20 protein-coding genes, 1 tRNA gene and 1 pseudogene are annotated in these 22,084 nt (G+C 61.6%); 9 read left to right on the plus strand and 13 right to left on the minus strand.

Features of this window, described 5'->3' with window-relative positions; translation table 11 throughout:
• Positions 1–148 (plus strand): annotated as a pseudogene (locus B2696_RS06375) (HNH endonuclease); the annotation flags it as partial.
• 104 nt (positions 149–252) lie between these two features.
• Here B2696_RS06375 and B2696_RS06380 read toward each other — a convergent pair.
• Both B2696_RS06380 and B2696_RS06385 read right to left on the minus strand, forming a co-directional pair.
• Positions 253–325 (minus strand) — tRNA-Thr (locus B2696_RS06380).
• A gap of 77 nt (positions 326–402) precedes the next feature.
• Positions 403–1,644 (minus strand): DNA polymerase III subunit delta', encoded by a 1,242-nt coding sequence (locus B2696_RS06385; protein ID WP_075729009.1) that lies wholly within the window; start codon positions 1,642–1,644, stop codon positions 403–405.
• Between B2696_RS06385 and B2696_RS06390 the strand changes: the two genes are divergently transcribed.
• Entirely contained in the window at positions 1,643–3,175 is a 1,533-nt protein-coding gene (locus tag B2696_RS06390; RefSeq protein WP_075729008.1) for an adenylate/guanylate cyclase domain-containing protein, read from the plus strand. The genes B2696_RS06385 and B2696_RS06390 overlap by 2 nt on opposite strands.
• Positions 3,176–3,209: 34 nt before the next feature.
• Positions 3,210–4,496, plus strand: coding sequence for a DUF418 domain-containing protein (locus B2696_RS06395; protein ID WP_084559108.1), 1,287 nt, complete (start codon positions 3,210–3,212; stop codon positions 4,494–4,496).
• On the opposite strand, the gene B2696_RS06400 is transcribed toward B2696_RS06395, so the two are convergent.
• Together B2696_RS06400 and topA are read right to left on the minus strand one after the other, a co-directional pair.
• A complete protein-coding gene (locus B2696_RS06400) occupies positions 4,446–5,060 on the minus strand; it encodes a lysoplasmalogenase family protein (protein ID WP_075729007.1) in 615 nt (204 codons plus the stop codon). The genes B2696_RS06395 and B2696_RS06400 overlap by 51 nt on opposite strands.
• Before the next feature lie 12 nt (positions 5,061–5,072).
• Positions 5,073–8,069, minus strand: a complete 2,997-nt coding sequence (gene topA, locus B2696_RS06405) for a type I DNA topoisomerase (RefSeq protein WP_286954540.1) — start codon at positions 8,067–8,069, stop codon at positions 5,073–5,075.
• 263 nt (positions 8,070–8,332) lie between these two features.
• On the opposite strand from topA, the gene B2696_RS06410 reads away from it, so the two are divergent.
• On the plus strand, positions 8,333–8,962 hold the full coding sequence (locus B2696_RS06410; protein ID WP_075729005.1) for a DedA family protein: 630 nt from the start codon (positions 8,333–8,335) through the stop codon (positions 8,960–8,962).
• A gap of 93 nt (positions 8,963–9,055) precedes the next feature.
• On the opposite strand, the gene B2696_RS06415 is transcribed toward B2696_RS06410, so the two are convergent.
• A complete protein-coding gene (locus tag B2696_RS06415; RefSeq protein ID WP_075729004.1) occupies positions 9,056–9,259 on the minus strand; it encodes a cold-shock protein in 204 nt (67 codons plus the stop codon).
• Between the two features lie 224 nt (positions 9,260–9,483).
• Between B2696_RS06415 and B2696_RS06420 the strand changes: the two genes are divergently transcribed.
• Complete coding sequence (locus tag B2696_RS06420) at positions 9,484–11,832, plus strand: Zn-binding domain-containing protein (protein ID WP_286954568.1); 2,349 nt, start codon at positions 9,484–9,486, stop codon at positions 11,830–11,832.
• On the opposite strand, the gene B2696_RS06425 is transcribed toward B2696_RS06420, so the two are convergent.
• From B2696_RS06425 to ssd, 7 genes are read right to left on the minus strand one after another with little or no spacing between them, the layout of a single operon-like run.
• Positions 11,829–12,149, minus strand: a complete 321-nt coding sequence (locus tag B2696_RS06425) for an Rv3654c family TadE-like protein (RefSeq protein WP_075729002.1) — start codon at positions 12,147–12,149, stop codon at positions 11,829–11,831. The two genes, B2696_RS06420 and B2696_RS06425, sit on opposite strands and share 4 nt — an antisense overlap.
• Positions 12,146–12,457, minus strand: a complete 312-nt coding sequence (locus B2696_RS06430; RefSeq protein WP_286954544.1) for a hypothetical protein — start codon at positions 12,455–12,457, stop codon at positions 12,146–12,148. The genes B2696_RS06425 and B2696_RS06430 overlap by 4 nt, the downstream gene beginning before the upstream one ends.
• 3 nt (positions 12,458–12,460) lie before the next feature.
• On the minus strand, positions 12,461–12,655 hold the full coding sequence (locus tag B2696_RS06435; RefSeq protein WP_075729000.1) for a DUF4244 domain-containing protein: 195 nt from the start codon (positions 12,653–12,655) through the stop codon (positions 12,461–12,463).
• 42 nt (positions 12,656–12,697) lie between these two features.
• Positions 12,698–13,300, minus strand: coding sequence for a type II secretion system F family protein (locus B2696_RS06440; protein WP_276622431.1), 603 nt, complete (start codon positions 13,298–13,300; stop codon positions 12,698–12,700).
• Entirely contained in the window at positions 13,294–14,088 is a 795-nt protein-coding gene (locus B2696_RS06445) for a type II secretion system F family protein (protein ID WP_075728998.1), read from the minus strand. Before B2696_RS06445 ends, B2696_RS06440 begins: the two co-directional genes overlap by 7 nt.
• Positions 14,085–15,248, minus strand: coding sequence for a TadA family conjugal transfer-associated ATPase (locus tag B2696_RS06450; RefSeq protein WP_286954548.1), 1,164 nt, complete (start codon positions 15,246–15,248; stop codon positions 14,085–14,087). The genes B2696_RS06445 and B2696_RS06450 overlap by 4 nt, the downstream gene beginning before the upstream one ends.
• The gene (gene ssd / locus B2696_RS06455) at positions 15,245–16,411 is read right to left on the minus strand and encodes a septum site-determining protein Ssd (protein ID WP_286954550.1); all 1,167 of its coding nucleotides are present in this window, start codon (positions 16,409–16,411) and stop codon (positions 15,245–15,247) included. The genes B2696_RS06450 and ssd overlap by 4 nt, the downstream gene beginning before the upstream one ends.
• Before the next feature lie 519 nt (positions 16,412–16,930).
• On the opposite strand from ssd, the gene B2696_RS06460 reads away from it, so the two are divergent.
• Entirely contained in the window at positions 16,931–17,794 is an 864-nt protein-coding gene (locus B2696_RS06460) for an HAD family hydrolase (protein WP_286954552.1), read from the plus strand.
• On the opposite strand, the gene B2696_RS06465 is transcribed toward B2696_RS06460, so the two are convergent.
• Positions 17,791–18,501, minus strand: coding sequence for an oxidoreductase (locus B2696_RS06465; protein WP_286954554.1), 711 nt, complete (start codon positions 18,499–18,501; stop codon positions 17,791–17,793). The two genes, B2696_RS06460 and B2696_RS06465, sit on opposite strands and share 4 nt — an antisense overlap.
• Positions 18,502–18,614: 113 nt before the next feature.
• Between B2696_RS06465 and B2696_RS06470 the strand changes: the two genes are divergently transcribed.
• From B2696_RS06470 to B2696_RS06480, 3 genes are all read left to right on the plus strand, one after another.
• Positions 18,615–19,115 (plus strand): phage holin family protein, encoded by a 501-nt coding sequence (locus B2696_RS06470; protein WP_286954556.1) that lies wholly within the window; start codon positions 18,615–18,617, stop codon positions 19,113–19,115.
• Between the two features lie 172 nt (positions 19,116–19,287).
• Positions 19,288–20,199, plus strand: coding sequence for an alpha/beta fold hydrolase (locus B2696_RS06475; RefSeq protein WP_286954558.1), 912 nt, complete (start codon positions 19,288–19,290; stop codon positions 20,197–20,199).
• 222 nt (positions 20,200–20,421) lie between these two features.
• On the plus strand, positions 20,422–22,020 hold the full coding sequence (locus B2696_RS06480) for a peptide ABC transporter substrate-binding protein (RefSeq protein ID WP_286954560.1): 1,599 nt from the start codon (positions 20,422–20,424) through the stop codon (positions 22,018–22,020).
• Positions 22,021–22,084 lie beyond the last annotated feature (64 nt).

Raw genomic sequence — 22,084 nt, forward strand, 5'->3', positions numbered from 1 at the left:
GGGGGAGACGAGCGTTGCCAACCTAGTGACCTTGTGTAGTTATCACAATGGCACCAACAACGATGATCCGAATGCGCCGCCACGTCGCGGGCGCCTGACCCGCCAAGACGGAAAGATAGTCTGGCAGCCCCCGCACACGAGCCGTTAGGACAACACCGCCTAACGGCGACTTCCAGCACCCCAAAACATAAACCTGATAGGAAAAGCCACCCTCCTTTTTAGGAAAGCGGCTGTGTCCTAGTCTTTTACTTGAGCCGCCTGCGAGAATCGAACTCGCGACCTTCTCATTACGAGTGAGACGCTCTACCGACTGAGCTAAGGCGGCAACGCTGGGCTCTAGGCCGAAAGGGCCTAAAATGCAGCACTTGAGGATTCTAGCCTAGGTAACAGAAAGATAAGAAATCAGCGCGTTCCACAGGCGCGACGCAGCCGCCCGATGAGCCCGTCGAAGGCAACCTGTGGGGTGGCATTCTGCGTCAGCTGCTCGCGGCAGAAAGTAATGGCCGCTTGACAATCTAGCAGGCCCTCCTCGCTCACTCGGGCGGCCAACTCCCCCGCCAGGCCGCTGAAATCCGGATGGGTCATCTCCACCTCAGCGCCGACTTTGAGCATCAGGGCATCGCGGTAGATGCCGGAGAGATCAATAAGGGAAAGATCCAGGATGTCGATCATGCGGCGCTTGGCGCGTTTCTTCTGCAGGCCCTCCAGCTCCTTGACGGCCGTGCGCGCCTCACGCTGTGCCTTGGCGGCGCCTTTTCCTTTGGCGCCTACGCCATAGGATTGCTGGAGTTTTTCTAACTCTGCGGCATCGGATTTAGCGGCGGTGGACTTGGATTCGGCTTCGACAAGCTTGATAAGGCCCGAAACCGCCTGGAAACCCTGCGAGCCGTGGAATACTTCCTCGGCGATATTGATGGCCACTGCGCGGCGCTTTTGCACCTGCGGGCTCGCCACGAGCTTGCGGGCGCGCCCGACGTGGCGCAGGCTTGTCACGGCCGCGAGCCTTGCGTCGTGCTCGCTCGCGCCCTGAGCCACCAGCAGCTTGACGATGCCGCCCACCGACGGCGCCGGAATATAAAGATGCCGGCAGCGCGAACGCAGGGTCTGCGAGAAATCCGCCGGGTCCTCCGAAGGCGCACACATAATCATCACGGTGCGAACGGGCGGCTCCTCGACGGTCTTGAGCAAGGCGTTGGCCGCCTGGTTGTTGAGACGGTCGGCGTTGTTGAAAATCACCACGCGCCAGGGTGCGACCGTGGGCATGGTGGCGGCGCGCTCGATGACCCGGCGCGCGGTATCCACGGTGATGAACTGCTCCTGCGGATTCACGTAGACTAGATCGGTGTGCTGCTGATGCTCAAGGATGGACACACAGGACTCGCAGCGCCCACAGCCCGGCTCCGGGCCGGTGCACATGAGTGCTGCAGCGAAGTAGAGGGCGGCGTTGGAGCGCCCCGAGCCAGGAGGGCCGCTAAAGAGCCAGGAGTGGCTCATGGCGCGCGGGTCCGCGCCCGCCTCGCCCCGCGCGGCGGCGGCTGCACCGAGGATCACCCGGGCAACCCCAGGGGTATCTGCCAGTAGATGGGCAACGCTTTCGCCATTCACTCGCTCTAGCCTACTGGTGTCACTAAAGTATGTGATCATGAACAGACTACTGCGTGGTGCCCGCTGGCTAATGGGCACCCAATGGCCGATGTACGCGGCGCTCGTTCTGGGCTCCAATATCATCGGCGCGGTAGCCATCATGACCTTCGTGGGCTTCTTCTTGCCTATGCCGGAGATCCGGGACTTCACCACGGAGATCCCCAACCTCGTCCTCATCGGGGTGCTCTATGTGGTCTTCGCCGTCATCATCGGCATCACCGTCACCTTGCTGCTCTTTCGCCCGGTCCTAGACTGGCAGCGCAACCCTGACGCGCACGATCCCAATATGGTGCGCAATCTCGTCCTGCGCATCCCGGTGTATCAGGCCGGGGTCGCAGCCTTGGTCTGGCTCATCGGCATCATCCTGGCCGTGGTCATCGCTGGCTCGGATTCCGGCAAGCTGGCGGTGGTGGTCGGCGTCTCCGCCGCGCTAGCTGCTTGTCTGGTCATTCTGCTGACCTACCTGCAGGCAGAGCGCCTCGTGCGCCCGGTGGCAGCCACGGCCGTGGCCCGCCGCTTCGAGGATTCCACCCTCGAGCCGCCGATTAAGTACCGCCTCATCTCGACCTGGCTGATGACCTCCGGGCTGCCACTTATCGGCGTGGTCTTGGTGCTCATTGGCCAAAGGGCCGGATACTTCACCGACGATGCAACGGACATCATCCCCGCCATCCTCGCCTTGGCGCTAACGGCCCTGGGCACGGGGCTCATGGGCACCATTTTTGCCATGATGAGCGTGGTCGATCCGATCCTGGAACTCCAAGACGCCATCAACCGCGTGCGCCGCGGGGAGACCAACGCTGAGGTCGATATTTATGACGGCTCTGAGCTGGGCGTGCTGCAATCCGGATTCAATGAAATGATGCGCGGGCTGCGTGAGCGCCAGCGCGTGCGCGACATCTTCGGCCGCTACGTCGGCACCGAGGTGGCGCAGCGCGCCTTGGAGGAGCGCCCAGTCTTGGGCGGCGAGGACCGCAAGGTGGCTGTCCTTTTCGTCGATGTCATCGGCTCGACCACCTTCGCTGTCAACCACACCCCGGAGGAAGTCGTCGAGGAGCTCAACAAGTTCTTCGAGCACGTCGTCGAGGTGGTCCACCGCAACAAGGGCATCATCAACAAGTTTCAAGGTGACGCCGCGCTCGCGGTCTTCGGCGCGCCCCTCAACGTCTACGATTCCACTTCCATGGCCCTCAAGGCCGCCCGGGAACTGCGTCAAGAGCTGCGCGGGCTCGAGCTCCAGGCTGGTATTGGGGTGGCCTCCGGTCACGTCGTCGCGGGTAATATCGGCGGCGCTGATCGCTTCGAGTACACCGTCATCGGGGATGCCGTCAACGAGGCCGCGCGGCTGACGGAGCTGGCCAAGGACACCCCCGGCCAAGTGCTCACCAACGCCGCCACGCTCAAGACCGCCAACGAGGCGGAACAAGCGCGCTGGACCTATCTAAAATCCATTGAGCTGCGTGGGCGCCGTCGCATGACGCAGCTGGCCCGCCCCATTCGCCCCACTCTGGCTGACCGCGCCGAGCAATAGCCGCTGGGGAGCTGACTCCTATACCATTCAACCCATGAGTACCCCGCAGGTTTCCTCGCTCTCGCCCACCCGCCCGCGCTTGGTCGTGCCCGATGTCGCCCGCGGCCTCGCTCTGCTCGGTATCGCAATGGCCAATGTTTCGGCCGCATGGATTATCACCCACGACCGCCCTGCCAGCCATTTCGGCGGAATCATCAACGATAGTGTCCTCGATAAGGCCGCAGTGTTATTCGCCGCCCTTTTCGTTCACGTGCGCGGCCTTCCCATGTTCTCCACGCTTCTAGGCTTCGGTGTGGGGCTTATAGCGCTGAGCCTGTGGCGACGTGAGTTTCCGCTGCGCCGCGCTCGCCGTGTCCTCATCCGCCGCTACGGCTGGCTCTTCGTCTTCGGCGCCGTACACTGCATATTCCTCTTCTACGGCGACATCATGATCTTCTACGGGCTAGCTGGGATCCTCCTCGCCTTACTCCTCCCCCTCTCCGATAGGGCGCTGATGATCGTGGCGTGGATTTTGCTCGCTCTCACGGGACTCGCCGGCCTCGGCTTTGGGGTGTTGGGCTACGTAGAACCCTCCCTAGCGGTGAACTTTTCCGCCGGTGGCATGGGGGATCCCGTCGACACTTCCTCCTATCCCCACCTCGTTGGCTCCCAGTTCATGTTCTTCCTGCTGCAGCTTGCGGGCACCCCGCTGGTCTTCTTTAACTACCTGCCGCTGATGATCATCGGTTTCGTGTGGGCGCGTCGTGGCACGCTTGGCGATGTCGCCTCCCACCGCACCCAGCTCATCTCCTGGTGTGTGGCCGGCTGCGCCGTCATCGTGCTTGTCGGCCTTCCGTGGGGGCTTGGCTCCATCGGGGTCGTGCCCGAGTCCTTCGCCGCCGCCGGGCTCATGGCCAACTCCTTCCTCGGAGTATTCACCGGCCCAGCCATCCTCGCTGCAACAGCGCTGGCCCTCCACGGCGTCCAAGAGCGCGTCAGTGGGGGCGCAACTCTGCCCCGCGGCCTATGGGCTCTAGCTGCTTTGGGCAAGCGCTCCATGAGCGGCTACCTTGGACAATCCGTGCTGTTTTTCGCGCTGGTTTATCCCTTCACCCTCAACTTCGGCCCGCAATTCGGCGCGGCCGGCCAGATGGCGATCGCCTTCGGCGTATGGCTTATCACCCTCTTTCTGGCCTGCATCCTCGAGGCCCGTGGGCTTCCCGGCCCCTTCGAGTGGCTGCATCGCCGGGTGTCTTATGGCAAGACTATGCGCCCAGAACCCACTCCACGGCTAGCGCCGGGGGGTGTGAAAGAGGGCGTCGACAAGCAGGAACTGCCCTAGCACCTGGGCTCCAAGCGCGGCATAAGCCACGGCCTTAGCCTGCGGTGTCGCCTCAAGGAGCGTGCGCAGATACGTCAGCGATTCGGAGGCCAGCAAAAGATTCGCACCGTGGCTCGCGCCAGCGCTAGTGCGGGTGCGTAGCTTTTTATCACCTGCCAGCGCCGAGGTGACGGCGGTGGCTGCACCACCTATCATCACCGCCGCCTTGTCTGCTGCCGCCTCTCGAGATTCGACTTTGGCTCGGGCCGCAGCCAACGCGCTCCCTGCAGCCCACACGCCGCCGCGCAAAGCCCAACCCCGGGCATCGTTGCGCGCACCGCGACGCCAGAGCAACACGGAGTAGATGGCGTAACTGCCCGCAACCGCGGCAATGGCGGCACGGGAAGGACGCGAGGGCTGGCGCAATTTCGCCACCTGTGCCCCGGCCGCAGCCAGCACGGCGACACCAAGTGGTGCTACTTGCGCGTGCGGCGATAGCAATTCGGGCGAACGTTTCACCGCCTGTACTAGGGCGCTGGCGCCCTCCCGGGTACGCGCGCGAAACTCAAAAACACTCATGGTCATGGCGGCTCGGTCCTAGGAACGGGCGCTGGCCGGTGCTGCTTTCTTCGTGGCTTTCTTCGTGGTTTTGTTAGTAGCCTTCGTTCTCGACTTTTTAGTCGACTTCTTAGCGGTGGACTTCTTTGCTGTCTTCTTCGTCGACTTCTTGGCGGCCTTCTTGGTGCTGCGCTTGGCGGCGCTGCCTCCGTTGGCGGCCTCTTTGGCGCGACGCTCGGAAAGCAGCTCGTTGGCGCGGGCGTCGGTCAGGCGCTCAGGATCGTCGCCACGGCGCAAGGAGGCGTTGGTGGTGCCATCGGTGACATAGGGGCCGAAGCGACCGTCCTTGACTGTCATGGGCTTGCCGGAGACGTCATTATCACCCAACTGCTTGAGCGGGGGCTGTGCCGCCGCCCGACCGCGACGCTTCGGCTCAGCGTAAATGCGGCGTGCCTCCTCGAGGGTGATGCTAAAGATCTGCTCCTCGTTGGCCAGGGAACGCGAATCATTCCCCTTCTTCAAGTACGGGCCGTAGCGACCATTTTGGGCGGTGATGACCTCGCCGTCATCATCCTTGCCCACCTCCCGCGGCAGCGAAAGCAGCCGCAGGGCATCCTCAAGACCCACTGTGGCGGGCTCCATCGAGCTAAAGAGCGAAGCGGTGCGGGGCTTGAGCTTTTCCTCAATGTATTCGGCCACGCGCTTTTCCTGCTGCTTCTGGGCCGTCTTGGTCTCCCAGTTCTTGGCGCGCTTGCCTTCTTCCGCGCGCTGCTTGTCCTCGGCGGCGCGCTCAGCGGCGACGACGTCCAACGCTTCCTTCTCCGCCTTGTCGCGCTCGTCCTCGCGCACTACCTCGGTGACATAGGGGCCAAAGCGGCCTTCTTTGGCCACGATGGTGCGGCCGTTGTCCGGGTTGGTGCCTAGCTCGCGCCCGCCCTGCGGGGTGGCAAAAAGCTTCTCGGCGAATGCCTCGTTGAGCTCGTCGGGCGTGGTGGTCTCGGAGAGATTCGCCCGCTGATACTCGGGCTCACCGGTCTCCTTATTGTGGCCCACCAGACGCTCGATATAGGGCCCGTAGCGGCCCACGCGCACGAATACGTCGCGGCCCTGCGAGTCGGTGTAGAGCTTGAGCGAGTTCACCTTGCGCGCATCGATAGCCTCAAGGTTGATGTCGATGAGGGACTTCAGGCCGCCGTGGCGGGCAATAGACGCCGCCTTCTCGTCCTTGGCTTCGGCGTTACCGAAGTAGAAGTCCTTGAGCCAGCTCGTGCCGTCCTCATTGCCCCCGGCGATGGAATCGAGCTCATCTTCCATTGAGGAGGTGAAGTCATAGTCCACCAGCTCCGTGAAGCTGCCCTCCAACAATCCGATGACGGCGAAAGCCACCCACGAGGGAACCAAGGCATTGCCGCGAGAGAGCACATAGCCGCGGTCCTGAATGGTCTTGATGATGGAGGCATAGGTCGAAGGGCGTCCGATGCCCAGCTCCTCCATCTTCTTAACCAGGCTGGCTTCCGTATAGCGCGCCGGCGGGTTGGTGGAGTGTCCGTCCGCAGTGACATGCTCAGCGTTAAGGCTCTCGCCCTCCTCCAGGTGCGGCAGACGAGTCTCTGCGTCCTTGCCGTCTTTCGCCTTCTTGGACCCCGTATCGGCGTCTTCGTAAGCTTTGAGGAATCCGGGGAAAGTAATGGTACGCCCGGTGGCGGAGAACTCGACCTCCTCGCCTGAGGTAGACAGCCCGGCCACGGTGACCTTCATGGAGGTGCCCTTGGCGTCCGTCATCTGGCAGGCCACGGTGCGCTTCCAGATGAGATCGTAGAGCTTGAACTCCTCCGTATCGAGCCTTCCGGCCAGCTGGCCGGGGGTGGCAAAGGTCTCGCCCGCGGGGCGGATGGCCTCGTGCGCCTCCTGGGAGTTCTTTACCTTGCGGTCATAAATGCGCGGAGAATCTGCCACGTATTCCGAACCATAGATGGTGGTGGCGGCGTTGCGCGCGGCGTCGAGGCCCTGCTTCGACAGCGAGGTCGAGTCCGTACGCATATAAGTAATGTGGCCGTTTTCATACAGACGCTGCGCGATGCGCATGGTGCGCTCAGAAGTAAAGTGCAGCCGGCGCCCCGCCTCCTGCTGCAGCGTCGAGGTCATAAACGGCGGATAAGGCTTGCGGGTATAGGGCTTATGCTCCACCCCGGCCACGTTCATGTGGGAGCCTGAAAGCCCTTGCGCGAGGGCCTGGGCCTGCTCCTGCTTGAGGACGACGACTTCCTCGCCCTTCTTCACCTTCCCCCGGTCATCGAAGTCGCGGCCCACAGCCACGCGCTTGCCGTCGATGGAGCTCAAACGAGCGTTGAAGGTGGAAGGATTATCTCCGCCTTGGGACTGCGTGCGCAGCGTGGCGGAAAGATCCCAATACTCCGCGGCAATGAAAGCCATGCGCTCGCGCTCGCGCTCAACGATGACGCGAGTAGCCACCGACTGCACGCGCCCGGCAGACAGGCGAGGCATGACTTTCTTCCACAGCACCGGGGATACCTCGTAGCCGTAGAGGCGGTCGAGGATGCGACGCGTTTCTTGGGCGTCGATGAGGTTTTCATCGAGCTCGCGGGTGTTATTCGCAGCATCGATGATGGCTGACTTGGTGATCTCGTTGAAGACCATGCGCCGCACCGGCACCTTGGGCTTTAGTACCTCGAGCAGGTGCCAGGCAATGGCCTCCCCCTCGCGGTCAGGGTCTGTTGCGAGATAAAGCTGGTCGCACTGCTTGAGCTTGGCCTTAAGGTCCGCGACCTTCTTCTTCTTGTCCTGGCTGATGACGTAGAGCGGGGTGAAGTTGTCCTCAGGGTTGACGCCGAGACGCGCCCACGGCTCTTTCTTGTACTTCGCGGGCACGTCAGCGGCGCCGCGTGGCAGATCGCGAATGTGACCAACCGAGGCTTCCACAATGTACTTGTCGCCTAAATATGGCTGGATCTTCTTCGCCTTTGTCGCCGACTCGACGATGACCAGGGTCTTTCCCTGACCGGCTGCTTCTGCCACTTCGACTTCATCCCTTTCGAGGACTCGAACTAAAAAATCAGCGTCCTCCGCTTCCTGTGCCGAGGATACAATTGTCAATAGCGTACACAGATACTTGTACATCGCCTTAGTCAGTAACGACTAAGGCAGTATTATTATGTCTCGCTGCGCACCCCTCCATCAGGCGGGTCTATACTTGGCGCCTTGATGGCCCCAACCAATAATGCGCGGTAGTGCATTGTTGGGCACTCTAACACGAAGTTCGCACGTCCCGCGGAGGAATTATGATCGCATCGATCACAGCATGGATCGAAGCTGTCATGCTGACACATTGGGTATACCCCCTAGTAGGCACCCTCATCTTCTTTGACTGCTTCTTCCCCGTGCTCCCCTCCGAGATCCCCCTCAACATGGTGGGGGCTTGGTCAGGATCACAAGGAATCCCGCACGTTCCCACCATGTTTTTCGTGGCAGTCGTCGCCGCCATTATGGGCGATAACCTCTGCTTCCTGCTGGGAACCCGCCTCATGGGGCTGGTCAACCGCGTACAGAAGGGATCCCGCGCCTACGAGGGCCTAGCCTGGGTCAAGCGCAACATGCGTCGCGGCGGCGGTGCGGCGATCATCATCGCCCGCTTCATCCCCTCGGCGCGCCTGTTTATGACCATCCTCTTGGGCTCCATGCGCTACCCGTGGCCGCTGTTCTTCTTCTTCGACGCCATCGGCGTTGCCATCTGGGCCGCGCAGGCACTCGCCATCGGCTACGTGGGCGGCATGGCCTTTTCTGATTCCCCCGCCCTGGCGATGGTCATCAGCATCATCGCCGCCGTCATCATCGGCTTCGGCATGCAGCGCGGGCAGAACGCCTTGCTGGAGTGGTGGGATACCCGCCGTGGCTACGCCGAGACGCCCTAAGCTGCCAGGAAGATCCGGGCTATAGCTCAGCATTAAGGCGAAAACGCGAAATCTCCCGTACCTCGAAAGGTACAGGAGATTAAAAGCTCTGAATTAAAGGGCGTGAACGTCCTGAGCCTGCGGTCCCTTGGGGCCGTCTCCTACTTCGTAGGACACTGCCTGGTTCTCCTCGAGGGAACGGAAGCCCGAACCCTTGATCTCGGAGTAGTGAACGAATACGTCAGCAGAGCCGTCGTTCGGCGCAATAAAGCCGTAACCCTTTTCTGCGTTAAACCACTTAACGGTTCCTTGTGCCATGGTTTTAAAACCTCTTGTCTTGATATGGATCTGCGAACCCCCATGAGGTGGGCGCTCGGCGGTAAATGGATCTTCGCCAGCACCTTAATAAAACACTGCGCCAAGAAAACATCGGCCACGGACAGTGTGACACGTTTAGGCCGTGCGCGATAGTCTAATCCCAAATAAAAACGCTAAAGGGGGTAACCGCCGTGAGTTCTTCCCACCCTTTCGGCACAGAATTAATGGAGTTTCTCCAGCGCCGAATTTCGGAGTCTACCTGCACATATAGCACAGTACTCCCGCCCAAGAAGGCCCAATATGGCCCGTGGCCGGAGTGGGTCCTCCCTGGGTTGAAAAACTTTCTCAAAGAGAGCGAAATCACATCGCTTTTTCAACATCAAGTGCGCGTGGCCGAGTCCGCATGGGCCGGCCAAGACTGCGTCATCGCCACGGGAACCTCCTCCGGCAAGTCCTTGGGGTACCAGCTGCCCATCTTGTCGAGGCTGGCACAAGAGCCGACCGCCTGCGCCCTGTACCTGACCCCCACCAAGGCGCTGGGCTCGGATCAGCTGCATTCGGCGCTAGGTTTCAGCCGCGCCATCCCAGAACTCAAGTCCATCTTTCCCGCTCCCTATGACGGCGATACACCACAGGAATCACGCGCCGGTATCCGGGAATCCTCGCGCTTTGTCTTTAGCAACCCCGACATGGTGCACATGTCTGTGCTTGCCGCACACCCACGCTGGGCGCGTTTCTTGCGGCACCTGCGCTTCATTGTCATCGACGAGTGCCACTCCTACCGTGGTGTCTTCGGCGCCAACGTCGCCTTGGTCCTGCGCCGCTTGCTGCGCCTGTGCGAGCACTATGGTTCCCGCCCAGTCATCATCGCGGCCTCGGCCACCATGAAAGACCCGGCGCTACATACGCAGCGGCTCACCGGACGCACTGCCGAGTCCATCGTGGAAATCACGGAAGATACCGCCCCCACTGGCGCGCGCACTGTAGCCCTCTGGGAGCCCGGATTCATCGAGGGTGCCGAAGGAGAAAACGGTGCCCCCGTGCGCCGCGCCGCCACCACCGAGGCGGCCAGCATGATGGCAGGCTTGGTGGCCGAGGGTGCGCGCACCCTGACTTTTGTCCGCTCGCGGCGCTCGGCTGAGATCGTGGCCATGCGTGCTGCTGAGGAACTATCGGGGTCCTTCGCGCGCCCCGATTTCGCGCAGCGCATCGCGGCCTACCGCGCCGGCTACCTGGCAGAGGATCGGCGCGAGTTGGAACGCCGCTTGGATGAGGGCGCGCTCTTGGGAGTCGCCACCACCTCAGCGTTGGAGCTTGGCATTGACGTGGGCGGCCTCGATGCCGTGGTCACCGCGGGCTTTCCCGGTACCGTGGCCAGTTTTTGGCAGCAGGCAGGGCGTGCGGGCCGCCGCGGGCAGGGCTCGCTCGTGGTGCTCGTTGCCCGCGACGAGCCAATGGACACCTACCTGGTCCACCACCCGGAAGCCCTACTAGGCAAGCCCGTTGAGGCCAGCGTATTCGATCCGAGCAACCCTCATATCCTCTACGGACACATCTACTGCGCAGCCGTTGAGCTGCCGTTGCGCGATGCTGAGATAGCCGCGTTTGGCGCTGAGGAGGTTATCCACACCCTCGAGCAACAAGGGTTGGTGCGCCACCGCGAGCGTGGCTGGTTCGCCGTCCCGCAGCTGGATTCAGAGCTCACCCCGGAGACCTCCCATTCAGCCGTGACCCTGCGCGGTGGCTCCGGTCAAGAGGTCATGATCGTCGATGCCTCGGATGGACGCCTGCTAGGGACAATCGACGCCGCCCGCGCCGCCGGCCAAGTTCATCCCGGCGCGGTCTACCTGCACCAAGGCAATTCCTATGTCATTGAAGATCTCCTCTGGAGCGACTACATGGCCCTAGCCCGGCCCGCTAGCCCCGAGTACACCACCACTGCCCGCTCGGCCACGGACATTCGCATACTGCGTGAGGCAGATTCCCTGGTGAACTACTCCCCTGGTCTATGGGTGGCCAGCGTCGATGTGGAGGTCACGGATCAAGTCACCGGCTACCAAGTGCGGCTTCCCGATGGCACTGTGGGCGAGGATATCCCGCTGGACATGCCGGAACAGCGCCTGCAGACCCGCGCGGTGGCCTATACGATAGACCCCTCGGCATTAACCGCCATGGGCATCAGCGCCGCAGACACCCCGGGCACTCTGCATGCCGCAGAACACGCGGCAATTGGCCTGTTGCCACTCATTGCCACCTGTGACCGCTGGGACATCGGCGGAGTCTCCACCGCCCTGCATGCCGATACTCAACTGCCCACCGTTTTTGTCTATGACGGGCACCCTGGCGGGGCGGGATTCGCCGACGAAGGTTTTCGGCGCTTCCCCGAGTGGATTGCGGCGACTTTCGACGCCGTTCGCTCCTGCCCCTGCGAGTCCGGCTGCCCCTCCTGCGTGCAATCCCCCAAGTGCGGAAACGGCAATAATCCCTTGGACAAGGCCGGAGCCATCACGTTGCTAGGGGCCCTAGTCTCCATGACACAAGGCCACCCCCAACCCAGTGCGGAAGAAAGCTAGACCGGGCCGGCGCGGGCGCTGGCAACGCTCCCGCGTACTGCCGTCATGACTACAACGTCACGGCCCTCTTGAGTGCATTCACGCACCGTGGCGTCGTTAAGCACCGCCACATGCTCTGCTTTCTCGCATGCTGGGCGCCCCAGGGCCAGTTCCCATGCCGCCGCCACCGCCGCCAGATCTGCGGCCTGCTGGGCCTCGTGACGCGCGGCAACGCGGGAGGCCGCCAAGAGCACGACGAAGAGCAGTGAGACAACTGCCAAGATGATACCAACGGAAACCACCGTGGCATAGCCCTGATCCCTTCGTAGTACCTTCATGCCGCGCCGACCTCCGCTGGAAAGATAGCGGTGGCGCGCATATCCATGAGCGCCGCTGGCACGGTGACCTCGACTGTGACTAGCCCGCCGGATTCCACCACGCCTATGGAAACGTCGCTATCGGCGGGCTGATAGGGCACGCCGAGTGCGTGGGAACGCGCTGCCGCCCCAGCGATATCGACGGCGGCGATGTACGCCGCCATGGTTGATACCCCGCCGATGATGCCGGCGGCAACGATGACGAGCGAGCTCAAGGCCAGAGCGGCTTCCACCGTCACGGAGCCGGCATCACCTGCGATCTTTTTCATTATCTAACTCGGCGTTTTAGACAGAGCATCGGTGATGATTGATTCGATGGCATCGACGACGCCGCCACCGTTGATGACGGCGTACAGCACCGCGGCAAGTGCTGCCGCCGCCAAAGACCCCATGGCGTACTCGATGGTCGACATCCCGCGGTCATTGCTGAGTTCCTGCTTGATTTTGGTGATGGTTGTGATGAACATGTTGTTCCCTTTCAAATGAAGTGTTTTGTTGTGTGGTTTAGGTCAGAAGAGCTCGGCACCAAGGCTGATGACAACCGGTACCAGTCCTAGAACGATGAAGGCTGGCAGGAAGCACACTGCCAACGGGAAGGCGATGAACACTCCTGCGCGCTCGGCTGCCGCAGTGGCGTGAGCCGTTGCTTCGGCGCGCAGGGTGGCGATGATTCTCTGGCAGCCTGCAGTAATAGCGGCACCGGAATGATCCGACATGACCACCAGGCTGGCAAGCGCGCCCAAGTAGGGCTCCTCGCGCATGTGTGCCCAAGCGGAGGACACGTCCACGCCCACCCCGAGCAAAGCCGCTAAGCGGTTCCACGCGGAGACGGTGGCAGGCCCTGAGACCCGCGTTAGAGCCACCGCGGCCTGCCTGGTAGACAGCCCTGAGTTAATGCACGCAGCGAAGAGTTCTATATCGGCTGCGGCGGCAAGCGGATCCCCCCGAGTCCCGCGCAGCTCCTGCACGCGATTGCGCACTCTGTGCACCAGTGCGCTACGGCGATGAGGCCCGTCCCGCGCCGACTTGGGTTCTCTTCGTGGGGCTACTCGGACTGCGGCGGGCGCAGCAGGGACAAGCAGGGCCGCGGCGAGAAGCAGCAGGCTTAACATGGGCTTGCCTTGTCAATGATGGTGCGCGACCACATGAAGCCGCTGCACAAGAGCACTACGCCACCCACAAGTAGCGCCCCGCCGAGCCCACCGCCGAGGAGAAACGACAAGGAGTTAGCACCCATTGCCCCGCCCATGGCTATGCCCGCAAGCGGCAGGCAGGCCAAGACAATGGACGTGGCCTGTGGGCCCTGCAGGCTCGCGGCAGTGGCCTGTACGTGCCGGCGCTGAGCGTCGATCCTGTTGTGGGCCTGCTCCAGCAGCGGAGCCAACGCAATTCCATGAGTGTGCGCGAGTCCCACCATATACGCCAAGCGCAGCAATTCCGGGTGCGTGGCCTCATGCAGTGCCACATGCGGCGAGGCACCGTTGTGGGCCAAGACGGCCGCCGAATGCAGTATCTGCGCAAACTCTGTTGGCGCATTGCCGGGGAGGGCTTCCACTCCGCGATTCAGTGCCCGCGGCACAGTGGCCCCGGCGCGCAGATCAGCCGTGACAACCCCCAGAAACGCCGCCATTGCCTCCTGCGCGCGCTTATTCTGACGTGAGCGCAGAGAGCTCTTGATTGTCCAGACGATACAGGAGCTAATCGCGATAGCCGCTAGTGCTGCGCTCAGTCTTCCGAACAGATAAAACACCACCATTCCGGCGACAACAGCACTAGTGATCACTATCCTCGCCGCAGGTCGTGACTTCTGTTTTAGCTGCACGCGACCACTCACACGGGGATCCACACAACACAGCGCCGCGGCGATGAGCAGCATTGCGGTATAGATTTCAAGGTTCATGGTGACACCCCTATCTTCCCGTCAGACTTGTCCCCCAGAGAGTCAAGAAACTGCGGGTAGCCTTCAGACTTGCCGGAATCCAGACTCCAGATGATGCGCGGGACAACCGGGTTTCCCTCGAGCACACCGATGTGCGCTAGCCTCCTACCTTCAGGTCGCCGTTCCATGACAAGCACCACATGAACAGCTGCTGATAGCTGCGAATGCAACGCTTGACGGCCCATACCTCCCAATGCGGCAAGCGCCTCCATCCGCGCGGGCACTTCCGCTAGTGAATTTGCATGCAGTGTTCCTGCCCCACCGTCGTGGCCAGTATTAAGCGCCGCAAGCAAGTCCACTACCTCGGCCCCGCGAATCTCCCCGACCACGATGCGGTCTGGGCGCATTCGCAATGCCTGGCGCAGCAGCTGCGCCATGGTTATCTCTCCCGCCCCCTCGGCGTTGGCGCGCCGGGAAACCAGGCTCACGCAATGCGGGTGCATCGGCGCCAGCTCCGAGGTGTCTTCGATGATGAGGATTCTCTCCTTCACCGACACCAAGCCCAGGAGTGCGGCGACCAGAGTTGTCTTTCCCGAGCCAGTTCCGCCCACGACGATGAAGGAAACCCGTTTCTTCACGATCTTCTCGAGCACGTCTGCGGCTTCCGGGGCAACAGTGCGGTTGCCCACCAACTGCTGCACAGACGTCTGTGCTTGATTTAGGATCCGCAGGCTGATGCACGTACCGTCGACGGCGGGTGGTGACAGCAAAGCGTGCAGGCGCAAACTCGTGCCATCGGCGCGACGGATGCGCCCGTCCGCGAAAGGCTGTGCATCATCAAGCCGGGTTCCGCACGCGGCGGCAAGGCGGGTGGCTAGCTGGCGAACCTCCGCATCGCTGCCAAAAGGTGAGTCGAGTTCTTCCAGCCCGTAGCCCCTGTCCATAAAAACCTTGTCGGGCCCATTGACAACAACGTCCGTGACCCCAGGCTGCGTGACCATGCTTTCGAGCCTTCCCAGGCCCATAGAATCTTGGCGCAAACGGCGCAGCAACTCGAGGACATCGACGTCACTGATGACCCCAGCCTCGGCACGAATTCGCCGTGCCAGCGCTGCGGGATCGACGGCGAGCTCCGGCTGAGCTGCAAGGAGGTGTTGCATCTTGTCCAGGATGTCGCTCATTGTGCTCGCCCGCCCTCTGCCTCCGCGAGGACAGCTTCGGCTGCCTTGGTCAATGCTCCGGGAAGCCGCGTGGGCAATCCGCTAGTTTCCACGTGCCGCATCAGCCCCTTGATGGTGGGCACTTCCGCGCTCACTGGGCAGTGCACGAGCTTTTCGACGTCCTCTCGGTCCAGCCCCGACCACTGGCGGTGGCGCAGCACAAGGCTGTATGGAATCCGGGAGGAGCTCAGACGCAGCACCGCTTGTTGCGCCACCGCTGCCGAGCGCACCTCAGCCGCGGTGATCAACACGGTGTGGTGGCAGTCCTGGGGGATGGCATCGACCGGGCAGTCAACGATGATGAAGCCGGGATCGGAGTGCATGGCCTTGATAATCCCGTCTACGACAGCGGGCTTGAGCTGGAAAGAGTCTGCCACTGTGGACCGTGCCTGGGAGAGCACCGCGATTCCATCGGAGGTGGCAGGCAGCGCGCGCTTAAGATCGTTGGCGTCAATGTTGCCATCACCGAAGTTCAGCTCCGGCCAGCGTGCCCCCGGCACGGATTCGATCCCGAGCAGCAAATCAAGGCCCCCAGAGCGCGGGTCCGCGTCAACGAGCAGAGCCTCGCCGACGGTACGAGCCAGAGCCACCGCGAAGGTCGACGTCCCCACTCCCCCGGCAGTCCCGGCAACTGCGATGCAGCCCCCGCGTGCGGGGCTGCTGCGCGCACCGCGTTGCGTGGATTGCTCCACTACGGCTCCGAGAGCACCCAGGAGCATGGTGGATTCTGCGGGAAGAATGAATGCCTGGCGCGCACGGCACTTCAGCGCCGCCTCGTAGTTGATGGGCCCGGGATCCGCAGCCATAAAAAAGACCACTGGCGTATGGCCGCCTGCTCGGCTTAAAGCCGATCTATCCGCTCCGGCGAGCGTGGGAGCGGTCAGCGCATCTGCCAGGATTGCCGTCGCGGAGGAACTCAGCCGCATGATGTCTCGGGGATCTTCGGCTTGGACTACCTCCAGGCTTGTTGCCGCGGCGGCATGCACCGCCTCAGAACGCAGAATGGGGTCGGCGATGGCCACGAGGATATAGCCATGGTGTCCTCCGCGGGCAGCAGAAAGGACTTCCCTAGTACTGGCATTCACTCCGCCTTGGGCCGCGCGCCTCTGGTGATTTTTGCTCATGGACTTAAGCCTGCCGCGGAACAAATCCCAAGACTAGAGAGTGCGTCGGAGGCTGTGGATACATATAGCCAACGAACGCATACAGCCATGACTTTGTGGTTGCGACAACTACCTTCTGTGGACAACCCTCAGCTAAGTGCTGAAAAAGGCTCGGCGCTCAAAAAGATCAGGACTCAAAAAGGTCAGTACCTAGATATAGGTGACGACCCGCGCCTCGGGGGGGTGTGCGCGGGCCGTCAGTAACCCGGTCTCGGGGGAGAGAACCGGGGCAGGCCACACAGTATATCGGGGCCTTGCACGTTCATTATGACACGCTTGTCAACTAAGGACAACAAGAAAGAACAAGGGCGAGGCGTAACCAAAGTTCGGAAAAGCACGACAAGAAGAATGGGAAAGCAAAAACGGTAGTGACAGCGTCAGTGCGGTGGGCTATTCTTTTCACATCCGTAACTTCTTTATCATCAGCATCACCGTCATCTCTGCCTTCAAGGCCGAGACTTAACTGAGATTAGGCAGGCAATGACCCCACACCACCTTTCGCCGCAGGCTGCGAGTGCGCGCCGCAGTGGCGCAAGCACCGGCAAGGTGGCGGCGTTTTTTGACCTGGACAAGACGATCATCGCCACCTCCTCGGCCTTTGCATTCGGGCGCGAGTTCTTGGCCAACGGACTTATCACTCCGGCCGAGGCCCTCCACATGTCACTGGCCAAGGCCAGCTACATGTTCGCAGGCCAGTCGAGCGAGCAGATGGATGCCACCCGGGATCAATTGGCAACCATGGTGGCTGGATGGAAAGTCGCAGAGGTGCGCGATATCGCGCGGGAGACCATGCACAACGTGGTCACGCCGGCGATCTACGCTGAGGCGCGGGAGCTGATTTCCCGTCACCGCGCGGCCGGCCACGAGGTTGTTATTGTCTCCGCCTCGGCATCCGTGCTTGTTGAGCTCATCGCGCACGAACTCGGCATAGAGCGCGTAGTAGCCACACGGCTGGAGGAGGACAACGGTGAGTTCACCGGCAAGATCCTGCACTATTGCAAGGGGCCGGCTAAGGCGGCGGCACTGAGCGAGATTGCAGCCGAGGACAACATCGACTTGGCCGCATCCTATGCTTATTCCGATTCCGCCACGGACATTCCTATGCTGGAACTAGTGGGCCACCCCGTGGCCGTCAATCCCGATCGTGGCATGAAGAAGCACGCGCTCGATCAAGGCTGGGATATCCGCACCTTCAAGGATCCGGTGCCGCTGCTGAGCATGCCGGGCGCCAAAGAAGTTGGCATCGGGGCCTCCGTGGTCGCGGGCGCGGCAGCAATCGTCGCGGCCGGCATATGGCTGGCGCAGCACCCCACGGGTTTTCTCAACCCCAAGCACTCCGCCTAAACGGCGCGCGCAATCGCGTCGGCTTCCTCGCCCCCGGCCTTCCAAGCTGCAAGGAGCATCTCTAAAAGCGGGCCAGGTTGCTCAAAAAAGTCCGCGAGAAGCGTGTGATAGCGCTCGCGGTGCCGGTTGAGATAGCCCTCCGGTACGGCGAAACCGCGCGGGTCAAGACCGGTGTGAATCGCGGCCACCCTACCTGCAACCTGAGCGACAAGCCCACTGCGAGGACCAAAGAAACCCCCCGCGGCGATCTCTGCCTGCACTACTACCGGCAGCAGCCTATCGAAGGCTACCCCGCTGCCATGAGTTATGAGGCGCGCCAGGGACTGCAGGCGGGCAGCACCGGACTGAGGGATGCCGTGGCCCCCTGCGGCGACGTCGATTCGCGCCAGCACCTGCAAAGGGGCGCGCGCAAAGGTGCGGACGGTGCTCTCTTGCAGGGGCGGGGCAAGCAAGGAATAGGCGCTGATGGCTTCGGCCAGAGGGCCGTGCTCCACGTCCTCCGGGGCCGGGGCAGGAGGAATGACCGCGCCGGAGATGGAGACGCTCGAGCGCGCGCCCCGCATGAGCGATTCAGAGGAGATGAGCTCAAACTTGCGCAATCCTGCTGGGCGGCGGTGGGCGCGGGAGATGCTTTCCACCGCGGCAGCTGCGGCGGCTTCGACCCCCGGTAGCTCCAAAAGCGGGGACAAGGGATCAGAATCTGGCATAACCTATATGATAGCTGTGTAGGTTCACGTGAGAGTCGCGCCTTCGTGGAGCGAATAAAGTTCATTAGTATGACCGTAAAAAGATTTTGTATCGACGCTAGGAGTTTTTTACCGTGAGCAAAGAAGGATTATTCACTGACGGGTCCGAGCAATTCGCTCCGAAGGTTAACTCGATCCCCTTAAGCGATTCGGATACCTCAAAAACCGGTGAGGCATCCATTGGGCAACTGGTATCAAACGCCACCGAGCAAATGTCGCAACTGGTGCGCTCCGAGGTAGAACTGGCCAAGACAGAGCTGGCAGTCTCGGCAAAGAAGGGCGGCATCGGCGCGGGGCTTTTCGGCGTCGCTGGCACCGTTGCGCTCTACAGTTCTTTCTTCTTCTTCTTCTTCCTCGCCGAGCTGCTGAGCGTGTGGCTTGACCGCTGGGCCGCATTCCTCATTGTCTTCCTTTTGATGATCGTCCTCGCAGCCATCGTGGCCTTCGTCGGTTTCAAGAAGGTCAAGCAGATAAGGATGCCGGAGAAGACCATAGAGTCAACCAAGGAGCTAAAGAACCTGGTTCCGGGCAAGGCCGCGAAGTCCCTAAACAAGGGCAGCGGACTTTTCACCTAAGCCCTCTCTCCCCTTCACAAGGTGTTAGCTCTCTAGAAAAGCCTCCCTCTTTATCACACTCTCCCTATCCCCCGCTCGGCGCTCTTTTTCGCCCGAGCGGTTTTTCTATCGCGCTAATACTATTCACCGTCCGCGGGCGTCGCCTGGCACGGGCAATGTAGAAAGGTTCTCCATGACCCACCTGCCGCTTTCCCCCTCCGTAGTCGAACTCGACGGCCCCTTCGAGCACGAGTTCTTCCACACTCGCGGTCTGCGCCTGCATGCCGCGACGGCAGGGGACAAATCCGATCCGCTCGTCGTCCTCATCCACGGCTCCTTTGGCGGCTGGTTTGATTTCCAGAAGGTGATAGCCCCTCTTGCCCAGCGTGGATTCCATGTCGCCGCCGTGGATATGCGAGGCTTCGGCATGTCCGATAAGCCGCCGGTGGAGGCCGGCCAAGACATCCGCACGGCGGTGGGAGACATCTTCGGGCTGATTCAGGCCATGGGACACAGCTCCGCTTTCCTCGTGGGGGCGGATTCGGGAGGGGCAGTGGCCTGGGCCTTGAGCGCCAGCCACCCAGAGCGCATTCGCGGGCTGGTGTCCATATCTTCGGCGCATCCAGTTGATCTGCGTCGCGCGGTGGCAGCGCGCCCTTGGGACTTTGGGTGGGTATCCCTACGCGCTTTCCTATGCCGTCTGCCCAAGACGCTGGTGCGTCGCAATCCTTTGCTGAGCGTGGCCGCCTATCGCCGCGATCTGGATCTCAATGTCTCCACGCATTTTCCGGAGAGCGAGAAGGAAAAGATCTTCTCGCTGCGCGTTCAGGCCTCAAGAATCGGGAATGTCGGCCGTGGGATCCTGTGGAATCATCGCCTGCGCACTGCCGTTGTTCCCTTCGGATGGGTAGAGACTGCAGTCACCCGCCCAGTGCTCTTCGTGCACGCCGATCAGAAGCTGTGGCGACCAGTGATTAAAAGGGCCACCAAGCGGGTCCGGGGAACTTTTACTGCGAGCACCATCCCCGACTCCAAGAACTTGCCGCATGTGGAGAACCCTGTCACGTTTGCGCAAACGATTGCCAGCTGGATGGGACGCATTTAGGCTCCCCTTAGAATGATATGACCTACCCCCATAGGGGGAGGGAGTTGCTGTCACGGCCGCAATAATCGCAGGTTAACGTTTACTACCTATCGCGTGATAGAAATAAAGGTATGGTTTGTTAGGTTAACTCTTGTGTGTGTAACCGAACACAAGGTAGCTTTTCAGTAAACCAGATCACAGGTTTTCCATCTTTCGTGCAACTTCGGAGGTCTCTCCCATCCCATGACGATCAAGAAGACGATTGCCGCACTTTCGGCAGCATCCATGACCCTTGCTCTCGCAGCCTGCAGCAGCGACAGCAACGATTCCAGCACCCGAGCCGCAGGAGGCGGGGAGAACTACGTTCTCGCCGACGGCACCGAGCCACAGAACCCGCTCATCCCGGCCAACACCAATGAGGTCGGCGGCGGAAGAATCGTTGATTCCATCTACGCTGGCCTTGCCTACTATGACGCCGATGGCGAAACCAAGCTAGAGCTCGCTGAGTCGATCGAGCCCAATGATGACAACACCATGTTCACCATCAAGCTCAAGGACAGCACTTTCTCCGATGGCACGCCCGTCACCTCGAAGTCCTTCGTAGATGCGTGGAACTACGCCGTGGCCAACGATCAGCTCAACGCTTCCTTTTTCAGCGGCATCAAGGGCTACAAGGAGAGCGTCGAGTCTCTCGAGGGACTCAAGGTGGTCGATGACAAGACCTTCACCATCGAGCTTTCCTCCCCAGAGGCTGACTTCCCGCAGCAGCTGGGCTACTCGGCCTTCTACCCGCTGCCTGAGGTCGCCTTCGATGACATGGACGCCTTCGGCCAGAACCCTATTGGCAACGGCCCTTACAAGCTGGCCGAATGGAATCACAACCAGGACGCCACCATCGTCCCCAACGAGGAGTACAAAGGCGACCGCAAGCCGGCCAACGACGGCATCCGCTTCGTCTTCTACGCCGGACAGGACGCGGCCTACGCGGATCTGCTGGCCGGAAACCTCGACGTCCTTGAGGCCGTCCCCGACGCTGCTTTCGACGTCTACGAGGCAGACCTCGGTGACCGCGCCATCAACCAGCCCTACGCCGGCTTCCAGTCCTTCACCATCGGTGAAAACCTGGAGCACTTTGGTGGCGAGGAAGGAAAGCTGCGTCGCCAAGCAATCTCCCATGCCATCAACCGTGAGGAGATCACCGGGACCATCTTCAAGAACACACGCACCCCTGCCACCGACTTCACCTCCCCGGTTCTGCCTGGATTCTCCCCAAACATCGAGGGCAACGACGTGGTCAAGTATGACCCGGAGAAAGCCAAGGAACTGTGGGCCCAGGCCGATGAGATCAACGAGTGGACCTCGCCCTCCTTCGAGATTGCCTATAACTCTGACGGCGGTCACAAGAGCTGGGTAGACGCCGTATCCAATGGCATCAAGAACACCCTGGGCATTGAGGCAGTGGGCACCCCGTACCCGGACTTCAAGTCCCTGCGCGATGATGTCACCAACCGCACCATCAAGTCCGCATTCCGCACCGGCTGGCAGGCAGACTACCCGTCACTGGGTAACTTCCTCGCCCCGCTCTACGCCACCGGCGGCTCCTCCAACGACGGTGACTACTCCAACCCGGAGTTCGATCAGCTCCTCAAGGAAGCATCCACCGCCGGCAGCCAGGATGAGGCAGCTGCAAAGTACAACGAGGCCCAGGCCGTCCTCTTCAAGGATCTGCCTTCCATCCCGCTGTGGTACCCCAATGCCACCGGCGGCTACTCGGAGGCCGTAGACAACGTCACTTTCTCGTGGAAGTCACAGCCGGTCTACTACGAGATCACCAAGTCCTAGACCGACTCGTTTCCTAGAAACCCAGCATCACCGCGGGCAACGAGTACATCGCCCCGCCCGTGCC

It is taken from the genome of Corynebacterium sp. UBA4397, from assembly GCF_002390965.1.
In the GTDB taxonomy this organism is placed as follows: domain Bacteria; phylum Actinomycetota; class Actinomycetes; order Mycobacteriales; family Mycobacteriaceae; genus Corynebacterium; species Corynebacterium flavescens.